The sequence below is a fragment of the Microbulbifer hainanensis genome (assembly GCF_014904735.1).
Classification (GTDB): Bacteria; Pseudomonadota; Gammaproteobacteria; order Pseudomonadales; family Cellvibrionaceae; genus Microbulbifer; species Microbulbifer hainanensis.
This window is the reverse complement of sequence record NZ_JACZCR010000080.1, coordinates 1-282: the sequence shown is the minus strand read 5'-3', so window position 1 is coordinate 282 and position 282 is coordinate 1. Positions and strand designations below refer to the sequence as shown.

General features: G+C 57.8%; 1 protein-coding gene. It reads right to left on the bottom strand.

Annotated features, from left to right (window positions below; translation table 11 throughout):
- The coding region (locus IG168_RS20755; protein ID WP_226877199.1) for a hypothetical protein at positions 1 to 282 on the bottom strand (282 nt) is incomplete at both ends.

Here is a 282-nt window from a genome sequence, read left to right as displayed (position 1 = left end):
ACCTCTGCAATCCAGAGGTCATAGGTGATCCGGACACGCTTTGCCTGAAGCTCGCGCGCATAGGCTTTAACCGCCTTCGCTGCTTCGGGGCCGGCGGAAAACGAGATCGCGCGCCCCGAAACCGCGTGTTGCACGTTCTGAGCACCAAGCGCCGTCAGAGTGGCGGCTATTTCCTCATAGAATGGTTTGTCCCGTTTCTCGTAGGAGTCCCCCTCATTGATTGATTGGGACGAAAGCGGCGGGAGACTGAGGGTGTATTTACGGGAACCTGACAGTTCGAGG